This window comes from Janthinobacterium sp. GW822-FHT07A03 (genome assembly GCF_058798815.1).
Map to the genome: position 1 here is coordinate 798,525 of NZ_JBXAKW010000001.1, position 12,332 is coordinate 810,856.

The 12,332-nt window shown below is 61.5% G+C and carries 12 protein-coding genes and 2 tRNA genes; all 14 read left to right on the forward strand.

Annotated features, from left to right (window positions below; translation table 11 throughout):
* The first annotated feature begins 29 nt into the window (after positions 1-29).
* The 14 genes from AC1RJW_RS03705 (at position 30) to AC1RJW_RS03770 (ending at position 12,330) form a co-directional block, all read left to right on the forward strand.
* A complete protein-coding gene (locus tag AC1RJW_RS03705) occupies positions 30-365 on the forward strand; it encodes a sigma-E factor negative regulatory protein (protein WP_493043526.1) in 336 nt (111 codons plus the stop codon).
* Positions 366-602: 237 nt separating this feature from the next.
* Entirely contained in the window at positions 603-2,105 is a 1,503-nt protein-coding gene (locus AC1RJW_RS03710; RefSeq protein ID WP_493043528.1) for a DegQ family serine endoprotease, read from the forward strand.
* A gap of 54 nt (positions 2,106-2,159) precedes the next feature.
* Entirely contained in the window at positions 2,160-2,405 is a 246-nt protein-coding gene (locus tag AC1RJW_RS03715) for a glutaredoxin family protein (protein ID WP_493043530.1), read from the forward strand.
* Positions 2,406-2,722: 317 nt separating this feature from the next.
* A complete protein-coding gene (lepA, locus tag AC1RJW_RS03720; protein ID WP_034749621.1) occupies positions 2,723-4,513 on the forward strand; it encodes a translation elongation factor 4 in 1,791 nt (596 codons plus the stop codon).
* A gap of 3 nt (positions 4,514-4,516) precedes the next feature.
* Positions 4,517-5,434, forward strand: a complete 918-nt coding sequence (gene lepB, locus AC1RJW_RS03725) for a signal peptidase I (RefSeq protein WP_493043532.1) — start codon at positions 4,517-4,519, stop codon at positions 5,432-5,434.
* Positions 5,435-5,508: 74 nt separating this feature from the next.
* The gene (rnc, locus tag AC1RJW_RS03730) at positions 5,509-6,324 is read left to right on the forward strand and encodes a ribonuclease III (RefSeq protein ID WP_436495046.1); all 816 of its coding nucleotides are present in this window, start codon (positions 5,509-5,511) and stop codon (positions 6,322-6,324) included.
* 1 nt (position 6,325) lies between these two features.
* The gene (gene era / locus AC1RJW_RS03735; protein WP_076566641.1) at positions 6,326-7,228 is read left to right on the forward strand and encodes a GTPase Era; all 903 of its coding nucleotides are present in this window, start codon (positions 6,326-6,328) and stop codon (positions 7,226-7,228) included.
* Between the two features lie 28 nt (positions 7,229-7,256).
* On the forward strand, positions 7,257-8,129 hold the full coding sequence (gene recO, locus AC1RJW_RS03740; protein ID WP_493043535.1) for a DNA repair protein RecO: 873 nt from the start codon (positions 7,257-7,259) through the stop codon (positions 8,127-8,129).
* Positions 8,130-8,164: 35 nt separating this feature from the next.
* Complete coding sequence (pdxJ, locus tag AC1RJW_RS03745) at positions 8,165-8,926, forward strand: pyridoxine 5'-phosphate synthase (protein ID WP_493043537.1); 762 nt, start codon at positions 8,165-8,167, stop codon at positions 8,924-8,926.
* A gap of 22 nt (positions 8,927-8,948) precedes the next feature.
* Positions 8,949-9,344 (forward strand): holo-ACP synthase, encoded by a 396-nt coding sequence (acpS, locus tag AC1RJW_RS03750; protein ID WP_493043539.1) that lies wholly within the window; start codon positions 8,949-8,951, stop codon positions 9,342-9,344.
* 35 nt (positions 9,345-9,379) lie between these two features.
* Positions 9,380-11,260, forward strand: a complete 1,881-nt coding sequence (gene uvrC / locus AC1RJW_RS03755; protein ID WP_493043541.1) for an excinuclease ABC subunit UvrC — start codon at positions 9,380-9,382, stop codon at positions 11,258-11,260.
* Positions 11,261-11,387: 127 nt separating this feature from the next.
* On the forward strand, positions 11,388-11,972 hold the full coding sequence (gene pgsA, locus AC1RJW_RS03760; protein WP_034749601.1) for a CDP-diacylglycerol--glycerol-3-phosphate 3-phosphatidyltransferase: 585 nt from the start codon (positions 11,388-11,390) through the stop codon (positions 11,970-11,972).
* Between the two features lie 114 nt (positions 11,973-12,086).
* A tRNA-Gly gene (locus AC1RJW_RS03765) sits at positions 12,087-12,162 on the forward strand.
* 92 nt (positions 12,163-12,254) lie between these two features.
* Positions 12,255-12,330, forward strand: a tRNA-Gly gene (locus tag AC1RJW_RS03770).
* Positions 12,331-12,332: the final 2 nt, after the last annotated feature.

A 12,332-nucleotide genomic window follows, 5' to 3' on the forward strand; every position in this document is an offset into this window, starting at 1 on the left:
CCGATCCTCTTGAAATGGCAGGACCTATCATGGATACGCACACACGATTGCACGAGACTATTTCCGCGCTGGCCGATGGCGAGCTGGCGGCGAGCGAACTCGAACTGGCTTTTGCCGCCCTCGATACGCCATCGGGGCGGCAAGCCTGGGATGCCTATCGCCATATCGGCGACGTGCTGCGCTCGGAGGAGTGCGGCCACGCGCTGAGCGCCCAGTTTGACGCGCGCCTGGCCAGCCGCCTGGCCGCCGAGGCGGCGCCTGAGGGGCCGGCTGCCCATGCGGAGCCGGTGCTGCACCTGTCCGCCGCCATCGTGCCGCCAGGCACGACCGAGCCGCTGGAGGCGGGGCCGCTGGCGCAACGCTAGCTAGCGTGTTTTCCATCTTATGCCAGGCTTAACGTTCCCGTCGCCCTCTTGACACTGGCCTTCGGTACGATTGACACTGTGCGCAGGCAATATCTTGCTTTTGCGATATATTGTTGCTGCCATGCGCGCTGCCAGGTGTGGATGTCCCTGGGTGCCGTCATGATGGCCAAATCATGCACGCAGGCAATCGCCTGATCCGCGTTTTGATCCGTTTATATATTCGAAAAGATCCTTTCCATGAAAAAAAACATGTGTGCCGCCAGCAAGTCGATTTCAGTGAAGACCCTTTCCGCCTTATTGTTCGGTACGGCTGGCGTCTTTTTTGCTCCCACCATGCTGGGCCTGGCGCCACAGGCGCAGGCTGCCGTGCCGGCCGTGAAACTGCCTGATTTTTCGGACCTGGTCGACGCCGTCGGCCCGGCCGTCGTGAATATCCGTACCACCGAGCGCCTGAAAATGGGCGGCGCCGGCGTCGGCGCGGGCAGCCAGGATGAGCAGGAAATGCAGGAATTCCTGCGCCGCTTCTTCGGCGGCGCCATGCCGACGCCACGCCAGCAGGCGCCGCGCGGCGGCCGCCGCGCCGTGCCGCAGGAACAGGAAGTGCAGCGCGGCGTCGGTTCCGGCTTTATCATCTCGGCCGATGGCTACGTGCTGAGCAACGCGCACGTGGTCGATGGCGCCGACGAAGTCTACGTGACCCTGACGGACAAGCGCGAATTCAAGGCCAAGGTGATTGGCGCCGATGCGCGCACCGATGTGGCCCTGCTGAAAATCGAGGGCGGCAACCTGCCGCGCCTGACCATCGGCGACTCGAACAAGATACGCGTGGGCGAGTGGGTGATCGCCATCGGCTCGCCGTTCAACCTGGAAAACACGGTGACGGCCGGCATCATTTCCGCCAAATCGCGCGATACGGGCGACTACCTGCCCCTGATCCAGAGCGACGTGGCCGTCAACCCCGGCAACTCGGGCGGTCCGCTGATCAATATGCGCGGCGAAGTGATCGGCATCAATTCGCAGATCGCCACCCTGTCCGGCGCCTACAACGGCATTTCGTTTGCCGTGCCCATCGATGAAGCCATGCGCGTGGGCGAGCAACTGAAAAAGACGGGCAAGGTCGTGCGCGGCCGCATCGGCGTGCAGATCGGCGAAGTGAGCAAGGACGTGGCGGAATCGCTGGGCTTGCCGAATGCCAAGGGCGCGCAAGTGTCGATGGTGGAGCCGGGCGGTCCGGCCGACAAGGCGGGCATCAAACCGGGCGACATCATCCTGAAATTCAACGGCGCGCAGATCGAGCGCTCGTCCGACCTGCCGCGCCTGGTAGGCGGCGCCGCCGTCAACGGCAAGTCCACGGTCACCGTCTGGCGCAAGGGTGCGCAGCAGGACATTCCCGTCACCGTTGTCGAGCTGGAAAGCGAGAAAACGGCGAAGAAGGGCGCGAGGGAGCCGGAAGCGCAAGCCGTCAATGCACTGGGGCTGAAGGTCAGCGACGTGCCGGCCGCCAAGAAGCAGGAATTGAAGATCGATGCGGGCGTGCTGGTCGAGGATGCCGATGGCGTGGCGGCCCTGGCCGGCCTGCAGCCTGGCGATGTGATCTTGCAATTGAACAATGTTGCCGTGAAAGATGCCAAGCAGTTCAATGCCCTGGTGGCCAAGCTCGATCCGAAAAAGACGTCGGCCGTGCTGGTGCGCCGCGGCGATACGGCGCAATTCGTCTCGCTGCGTCCGTCGGCCAAGTAACGATGTGATCATCCCGCATTCCGGCCGCGGCCGGGATGCGGTATCCTGCCCGCCATGCACTTCACTCTCTATTCCCGCAGTTATTGCCATTTATGCCAGGATATGCTCGACGCCTTGCTCCTGCTGCAGCCGCCCGGCAAACCGTTCACCGTGGACGTGATCGACATCGACGCATCGCCCGATGCCACGCTGCTGGCCCGTTTCGACGAGCTGGTGCCGGTGCTGTTTGGCGACCTGGCCCAGCCCGAGCTCTGTCATTATTTTCTCGATGCGGCCGCCGTGCGGCGTTGTCTGGTGTAGCTTAACCGACAATATTGACACTGCATTGCACCATTCTGGTGCTGAAAACATCCGAAAATGTCGGCTTGGCCCGGTGCCGGCCTCATAAGACGGGCTTTCTACTCTGAAATCCGGTAAAATGGGGAGGTCGAAAAAGCTACTGTCCGAGGCAGCAGCTTCTGTCGCTTCAAAAGCGCTCGCCTGGGCATGCAGATGTCCTGCTCGGAGCGCTTTTTTCATCATGAGTGGGGCGCCTGGTTTTGGCCCTGTTTGGCCCGGACATGATCCCCCTGATTCCTGTTAAAGCAGTGTCGTCAACTTCGCACTTATATTAGTTAATGAACAACATACGCAACTTCTCCATCATCGCCCATATTGACCACGGTAAATCGACCCTGGCTGACCGCATCATTCAATTGTGCGGCGGCTTGTCCGACCGCGAGATGGAGGCGCAGGTGCTCGATTCGATGGATCTGGAGCGCGAGCGCGGCATTACCATCAAGGCGCAAACGGCGGCCCTGCACTACAAGGCGCGCGATGGCCAGATCTACAACCTGAACCTGATCGATACGCCGGGCCACGTCGACTTCAGCTATGAAGTGTCGCGCTCGCTGTCGGCGTGCGAAGGCGCGCTGCTGGTGGTGGACGCATCGCAAGGCGTGGAAGCGCAAACGGTCGCCAACTGCTATACGGCGCTGGACCTGGGCGTGGAAGTGGTGCCTGTCCTGAACAAGATCGACTTGCCGAACGCGGATCCGCCGAGCGCGATTGCCGAGATCGAAGACGTGATCGGCATCGACGCGGGCGACGCCGTGCATTGCTCGGCCAAGACGGGCTTCGGCGTGCTGGACGTGCTTGAGCAGCTGATCGTCAAGGTGCCGCCACCGAAGGGCGACCCCGATGCGCCGCTGCAGGCGCTGATCGTCGACTCCTGGTATGACGCCTATGTGGGCGTGGTCATGCTGGTGCGCGTCATCAACGGCACCCTGAAACCGAAAGACAAGATCCGCCTGATGGCCACCGATTCGGTGCAGCTGGTGGAAGACATCGGCGTGTTCTCGCCCCGTTCGCAATCCTTGCCGCAATTGTCGGCAGGCCAGGTGGGCTTCATCATCGCCGGCATCAAGGAATTGAAAGCGGCGAAAGTGGGCGATACCGTCACCCTGGCCAACCGTCCCGCCGCCGCGCCATTGCCCGGCTTCAAGGAAGTGCAGCCGCAAGTGTTCGCCGGCCTGTTCCCGGTGGAAGCGAACCAGTACGACGCGCTGCGCGACTCGCTGGAAAAGCTGAAACTGAACGACGCCGCCCTGATGTACGAGCCGGAAGTGTCGCAGGCGCTGGGCTTCGGCTTCCGCTGCGGCTTCCTGGGCTTGCTGCACATGGAAATCGTGCAGGAGCGCCTCGAACGCGAATTCGACATGGACCTGATCACCACGGCGCCGACCGTGGTGTACGAAGTGATCCAGCGCGACGGCACCATGATCAACGTCGACAACCCGTCGAAGATGCCCGATCCGTCGCGCATCGAGGAAGTGCGCGAGCCTATCGTCACGGTCAATCTGTACATGCCGCAGGAATACGTGGGCTCCGTGATCACCTTGTGCATCGGCAAGCGCGGCATCCAGATGGACATGAGCTACCACGGCCGCCAGGTCAAGCTCGTGTATGAAATGCCGATGGCCGAGATCGTGCTGGACTTCTTCGACCGCCTGAAATCGACGTCGCGCGGCTATGCCTCAATGGATTACGAGTTCAAGGAATACCGCGCGGCCGACGTGGTCAAGGTCGACATGCTGATCAACAGCGAAAAAGTCGATGCGCTGGCCATCATCGTCCACCGCTCGAACAGCCAGTACCGTGGCCGCCAGGTGGCCGCCAAGATGCGCGAACTGATCCCGCGCCAGATGTTCGACGTGGCCATCCAGGCAACCATCGGCGCGAACATCATTTCGCGCGAGAACGTGAAAGCCTTGCGCAAGAACGTCCTGGCCAAGTGCTATGGCGGCGACATCAGCCGCAAGAAGAAATTGCTGGAAAAGCAAAAAGCGGGTAAGAAACGCATGAAGCAAGTGGGTTCCGTGGAGATCCCGCAAGAAGCATTCCTGGCAATTTTACAAGTGGATGGTTAATCAATGAACCTGCAAGTGATTTTAGGAAATTTCGCTTTAATCCTGTTCGTGCTGATGGTGTTGACGGGCCTGGTCTGGTGTCTGGATGTGTTTTATCTGTCCAAGCAGCGCCGCAAGGCGGCCGACCGCGCCCTGGCCGAGTTCGATGCGCGCCAGTCCAAGCTGGCCGCCGAGGGCATCAAGTCCGATGCGGGCGGCAGCCGCGCCACCATCGAGGCGGCCCTGTTGCGCCAGCCCACCTGGGTCGAGTATTCGGGCAGCTTCTTCCCCGTCATCGCGCTCGTGTTCTGCCTGCGCTCGTTCCTGTACGAGCCGTTCAAGATCCCGTCGAGCTCGATGGTGCCGACCTTGCTGGTCGGTGACTTGATCCTGGTCAACAAGTTCACCTATGGCATTCGTTTGCCGATCGTCAACAAGCGCATCATTGAAGTCAACGATCCGCAGCGCGGCGACGTGATGGTGTTCAAGTACCCGAAAGATATGTCGCAAGACTATATCAAGCGCGTGATCGGTGTGCCCGGTGATAAAATCACCTATGAAAACAAGCGCTTGACGGTCAACGGCAAGGAAGTGGCGTACACCCCGCTGGACGACTACCTCGATGACGAAAGCACGGTCTACCACAAGCAGCTGGAAGAAAACCTGACGGGCGTGAGCCACCGCATCCTCAACGACGAGCCCGCTCCCACGTTGAACTTGCGTGAAGTGAAGGATTTCCCGCACAAGGAAGCGTGCAACTACAACGAAGACGGTTTTACGTGTGTGGTGCCACAAGGCAATTACTTCATGATGGGCGATAACCGCGACAATAGCGCGGACAGCCGCTACTGGGGCTTCGTGCCGAACGAGAACATCGTCGGCAAGGCTTTCCTGGTGTGGATGAACTTCAGCAATCCGAAAAGAGTGGGCGGCATACACTAAGCCGCCCGTATGGCTGCCGCGCCGACTCCCCGCGCGGCGGCCAGCCGAATTACTCAGATGATACAGAAACAACAATGAATCTTCAGCTATTGCAAACCCGTTTAGGCTATACGTTCCAGGATGCTGGCCTGTTGCAGCAAGCCTTGACGCACCGTAGCCACAGCAGTTTGCATAACGAGCGGCTGGAATTCCTCGGCGACTCCATCCTCAACTGCGTGGTCGCTTCCATCCTGTACGAACGCTTCAAGTCCATCGACGAGGGCGACCTGTCGCGCCTGCGCGCCAACCTCGTAAAACAGCAGTCGCTGTATGAGATCGCGCAAAAGCTGGAATTGTCGCAATTCCTGCGCCTGGGCGAAGGCGAACTGAAATCGGGCGGCTTCCGCCGTCCGTCCATCCTCGCCGACACGCTGGAAGCCCTGCTGGGCGCCATTTTCCTCGACACGGGCTTCGACGCCGCCAGCACGGTGATCCGCGCGTTCTACATCCCCATCCTCGACTCGGTCGATCCGCAAACGCTGGGCAAGGATGCCAAGACCCTGCTGCAGGAGTTTCTGCAAAGCAAGAAAATTTCGCTGCCACAGTACAACGTGGTGGCCACCCATGGCGCCGCCCACAGCCAGGAATTCGAGATCGAATGCCTGGTGCCGAAATTGAATATCCAGGTTTACGGCCGTGGCGGAAGCCGCCGCGCCGGTGAGCAAGCCGCCGCCAAACTGGCGCTGGACGTGGCCGAGCAGGCACTGTTGAAGTCGCCTGCCGCCAGCCGCAAGCCCAAACCGCGCGCCGCCCAGCTCAAGCTGGCCGGCATTGCCACCATCCAGAGCGACGACGCGCAAGCCACCGCTGCCCCGGCGATCGCCGCTCACACTAAACAGAATCGACACTAGCATGACAGCCACCAAAATGCCCGACAACTTCCGCTGCGGCTATATCGCCATCGTGGGCCGCCCCAACGTGGGCAAATCGACCCTGATGAACGTGCTGATCGGCGCGAAGGTCAGCATCACTTCGCGCAAGGCGCAAACCACGCGCCACCGCATCACGGGCATCCAGACGCTGCCGGACGCGCAATTCATCTACGTCGACACGCCCGGCTTCCAGACGCGCCATTCGAACGCGCTGAACAAGACGCTGAACAAGACCGTCACGAACACGCTGATTTCCTCGGACGTGATCTTGTACGTGATCGAGGCGGGCACGTTCGGCCCGGCCGACCAGCAAGTGATGGACCTGCTGCCGAAGGAAGTGCCGTGCATCCTCGTCATCAACAAGTCTGATCGCGTCAAGGATAAGGCTGTATTGTTGCCGTTTGCGCAAAAGATTGCCGCCATGCGCGACTTCGCCGCCATCGTGCCCGTGTCCGCCAAGCTGCATTTCCAGCTGGAAGGCTTGCAGAACGAGATCAAGCGTTTCTTGCCGGAAAACCAGCCCATCTTTGGCCCGGACGATATCACGGACCGCAGCGAAAAATTCCTCGCCTCGGAAATCGTGCGCGAAAAACTGTTCCGCTTCGTCGGCGACGAACTGCCGTACACGAGCACCGTGCTGATCGAGAAATTCGAGCAGGAAGGCGATCTGCGCCGCGTGTTCGCCGCCATCCTGGTCGAGCGCGATACGCATAAATCCATGATTATCGGCAACAAGGGCGCGCGCCTGAAGGAAGTCTCCACCCAGGCCCGCCTGGATATGGAAAAGCTGTTCGGCGGCCCCGTGTACCTGGAAATCTGGGTCAAGGTCAAGTCGGGCTGGGCCGACAACGAGGCGGGCTTGCGCGCCTACGGCTACGAGTAATCCGCAACCCGGGGGCGACGCTACACGCATGAGCACCACCACGCCAGCGCTGCACGATCCTGCGCCAGCTTCACCTGCTGCATCTGCTGCATCTGCACCCGTCCCCGCGCCGGCGGCCATCGCGCCGCCGGCCGCACCTTCCGCAGCGCCTGCGTCGGCGCCTCCACGGCGCAGCCGTCCGCCCGGGCGCGACGGCCGCATCACGGGCCAGCCAGCCTTCGTGCTGCACAGCTACCCGCATAAAGAAACCAGTCTCATCGTCGACGTGTTTACACGCGAGTACGGTCGCATCGCGCTCGTCGCCAAGGGCGCCAAGCGGCCCCATTCGCAGTTGCGCGGCGTGCTGCAGACGTTCCAGCCGCTGCAGGCGGGCTGGACGGGCAAATCCGAGCTGCGCATCCTGACGGGCGCCGAATGGGTGGGCGGCATGTTGCCGCTGGAAAAGACCGCCCTGCTGTGTGGCTTCTATCTGAACGAATTGCTGGTCAAATTGCTGGCGCGCGACGATCCGCATCCCGTCCTGTTCGACCACTACGTTGCCACCTTGAATCAACTGGCGCACAATGAGCCGCCGCCCATCGTGCTGCGCAAGTTCGAGCGCGCGCTGCTCAAGGAAACGGGCGTGGCGGCTGACCTGACGCGCTGCACGGGCACGCGCCAGGCCGTCGAAGCGGGGCAGGTGTACGTGGTCGACCCGGAGCGGGGGCCGCGCCCGGCGCGGGCCGCCGACGCCTGGCCGAAGATCACGGGCAAGACCCTGCTCGACATGGAGCGCGAAGATTACCTTGACGTGGCCACGCAGGCGCAAAGCAAGCTGCTGATGCGTTTTTTGCTGGCCCATCAACTGGGGGGCGCCACCTTGAACACGCGCCAGATACTGATCGATTTAATGCAGCTGTAGCGGTTGCGCTACGGCACTTTACGGATACCATCACTATGAGCTTTTTGCAGCCTGCCGGCCCCGTCATCGACCTGGGCGTCAATATCGACCACGTGGCCACCTTGCGCAATGCGCGCGGCACCGCCTATCCGGACCCGGTCCGCGCGGCCCTGCTGGCCGAACAGGCGGGCGCCGACGCCATCACCCTGCATTTGCGCGAAGACCGCCGCCACATCAAGGATGCGGACGTGATCGCCATCGCGCCGCAATTGCTCACGCGCATGAATTTGGAAGCGGCCGTGACGGCCGAGATGATTGATTTCGCCTGCGGCATCCGCCCGGCGGACGTCTGCCTGGTGCCGGAAAAGCGCACGGAAGTGACGACGGAAGGGGGGCTGGACGTGGTGCGCTACTTCAAGGAAGTGCAGGCGGCCGTGCAGCAGCTGCAAGGCGAGGGCATCCGCGTGAGCCTGTTCATCGATGCGGACGAGCAGCAGATTGCCGCTGCCGCCGAACTGGGCGCGCCCGTGATCGAGCTGCACACGGGCCGCTATGCCGATACGGACGGGGCCGAGCAACTGGCGGAGCTGGAACGCATCAAGGCGGGCGTGCTGTTTGGCGTGGGCCGCGGCTTGAAGGTCAACGCGGGCCACGGCTTGCATTACACCAATGTGCAAGCGATTGCCGCTATTCCCGACATTACTGAACTGAACATCGGCCACGCCATCGTCGCGCATGCCGTGTTTGTCGGCTGGGAAAACGCCGTGCGCGAAATGAAGGCCATCATGGTGGCCACGCGCATCGGCCACCGGGCTTGATCATAGATAGCAAGGAGGCGGCATGATCTACGGCATCGGCACCGATATCTGCAAGATTCCCCGTATCGAGGCGGCCCTGGCGCGCCACGGCGAGCGTTTCGCCAAAAAGATACTGGGACCGCAGGAGCTGGAGAAATTCCGCGCCCGTAGCGCCAAGAATGCCATGCGCGGCGTGCGCTTCCTGGCCACCCGCTTTGCGGCCAAGGAGGCGTTTTCCAAGGCCATCGGCCTGGGCTTGCGCATGCCGATGACATGGCCCGCCGCACAGATGCTGAACCACCCCAGCGGCAAGCCGATGATCGTCTGCAGCGGCGTGCTGGCGGAATTCATGGAGCAACACCGGCTGAGCGCGCAAGTGACCATCAGCGATGAAGAAGAGTATGCGGTCGCGTTCGTGATCGTGGAACAAGCAGGGTAACTATAAGTGCGCCATACGTGCGCAATGAGCCAGCAATGACCGAAGCAAGCCCAGAATCTTCCTTGGCGGAAACGCCGCCCGCCCCCCGCGCGCAAGTGCTGGCCACCGTCGCCAAGCTGCCGAACCTGCCCGGCGTGTACCGCTATTTCGACGCCGCCGACAAGGTGTTGTACGTCGGCAAGGCGCGCGACCTGAAAAAGCGCGTGTCCAGCTATTTCCAGAAAAACCTGGCCAGCCCCCGCATCGCCATGATGGTCGAGCGCATCGCGCGTCTGGAAACCACCGTCACGCACAGCGAGGCGGAAGCGCTGATCCTGGAAAACAACCTGATCAAGGCGCTGCAGCCGCGCTACAACATCCTGTTCCGCGACGACAAGTCGTATCCGTATCTGAAAATCACCAATGGCGAGGCGCCGCGCATGGTGTATTACCGGGGCGCGGTAGACAAGAAAAACCAGTATTTCGGGCCGTTCCCCAGTTCCTGGGCCGTCAAGGAATCGATGCAGATCCTGCAAAAGGTGTTCCTGATCCGCACCTGCGAGGACAGCGTCTACGCGAACCGTACGCGGCCCTGCCTGCTGCACCAGATCGGCCGCTGCAGCGCACCTTGCGTGGACCTGATCAGCAAGGAAGATTATAAAAACGACGTGGAAAACGCGGCGCGCTTCCTGCGCGGGCGCCAGAGCGAAGTGCTGGCCGACCTGGAAAAGAAGATGCACGCATTTGCCGCCGAGCTGAAATTCGAGCAGGCCGTGGTGGTGCGCAACCAGATCGCCTCGCTGTCGCGCGTGCTGCACCAGCAAAGCATGGAAACGACGGGCGACGCCGACGTCGACATCCTCGCCGTGCTGGTGCAGGGCGGACGCGCCTGCGTCAACCTGGCCATGGTACGGGGCGGGCGCCACCTGGGCGACCGCGCCTATTTCCCAAGCCAGCTCAGCGATGCGGCGGCGATTGCCGAAGAGCCGATCGAAGTCGAAGTGCTGGCCGCCTTCCTGGCCCAGCACTACACGGAAAAATTCATTCCCGGCACCCTGATCCTGAATATCGAATTCGACCAGCCGGCCCTGATGGTGGCGCTGATGGAGCAGTGCGGCCACCGCATCAACCTGATCTTCCAGCCGCAGGGGCAACGCCGCCAGTGGCTTGAGATGGCGCAAAAGGGCGCCGAGATTTCGCTGGCGCGATTGTTGTCCGAGCAGGGCTCGCAGCAGTCGCGCACGCGCGCGCTGGCCGAGGCGCTGCGCCTGGAAACGGAAGACCTCGACAGCCTGCGCGTCGAGTGTTTCGACATCAGCCACACGCAGGGCGAGGCCACGCAGGCCTCGTGCGTCGTGTTCCACCACCACGCCATGCAGAATGGCGAATACCGGCGCTACAACATCAACGACATCACGCCCGGCGACGATTACGCGGCCATGCGGCAGGTCTTGATGCGCCGCTACGAAAAGGTGGCGAATGGCGACGGCGTGATGCCCGACGTGGTGCTTATCGATGGCGGTAAGGGGCAGATCGAAATGGCGCGCCAGGTGTTCGCCGAGCTGGGACTCGATATCAGCTTGATTGTCGGCGTGGCCAAGGGGGAAGGGCGCAAGGTGGGCCTGGAAACCCTGTTGTTCGTCGATGGCCGCGCGGCGCAGGAACTGGGCAAGGAATCGGCGGCGCTGATGCTGATCGCGCAAATCCGCGACGAGGCGCACCGCTTCGCCATTACGGGCATGCGCGCCAAGCGCGCCAAGACGCGCCAGACTTCGCGCCTGGAGGAGATCGAAGGCATCGGCGCCAAGCGCCGCCAGAAACTGCTGTCGCGCTTTGGCGGCTTGCGCGGCGTGGTCGATGCCAGCGTCGAGGATCTGATGTCGGTGGAGGGGATTTCCACGCAGCTGGCGGAAGAAATCTACAAACAGCTGCATTGATGAACAGGTGGCCTGGTCCGGCGCTGCGGCAACCGGACTAGGCTAATACCCCGGGGCCATGTAGACTAGTGGCGCTTTCTTCACGCTTTCTTCATGCTCAATTTACCCGTCGGCCGATTGCTCTCTTATGCCTTTTAATATTCCCATCCTTTTGACCTGGCTGCGCGTGGCCCTGATACCGCTCGTCGTCGGCGTGTTTTACCTGCCGCCGTCGATGCTGCTGCATGGCGACCAGAACCTGGTTGCCACCCTGGTCTTCATCGTTGCGGCCGTGACCGACTGGTTCGATGGTTTCCTCGCGCGGCGCTGGAACCAGACCTCGGCCTTCGGCGCCTTCCTCGACCCCGTGGCCGACAAGCTGATGGTGGCGGGCGCCTTACTAGTGCTGGTGCAGCTGGACCGGGTCAATGCCGTGCTGGCCTTTATCATCATCGGCCGCGAAATCACCATTTCTGCCTTGCGCGAATGGATGGCGCAGATCGGTGCATCGAAATCGGTGGCTGTCAGCTCGATCGGCAAGATCAAGACGGCCGCGCAAATGACGGCCATTCCCTTGCTGCTGTACCACGAAGTGATCTTCGGCGCGATCGACACCCATGTGTGGGGCGAGAAGCTGCTGTGGATCGCCTGCGTGCTGACGGTGTGGTCGATGTTCTATTACTTGCGCCTGGCATGGCCCTTGATCAAGGAAAAGGCCGGCAATCTCCATTAATTGCACAGGGATTAGGCAGTCGACGGCTTTCTTCGGAATATTTTGCAAAAGACCAGATATTGCCCGTTGACAGCCCCTGTAATCCCTCTATAATGCTGGCCTGTTGTTGATGACGCGGGAGTAGCTCAGTTGGTAGAGCGCAACCTTGCCAAGGTTGAGGTCGAGAGTTCGAGACTCTTCTCCCGCTCCAGTTTTCTGGATCGTGTCATAGGTAAAAACAGCAAATGCAGTAAAAAGTAGTACTGGCGATGTAGTAGAGCTTCTGATACAATGTTGTCCACTGCGGGAGTAGCTCAGTTGGTAGAGCGCAACCTTGCCAAGGTTGAGGTCGAGAGTTCGAGACTCTTCTCCCGCTCCAGT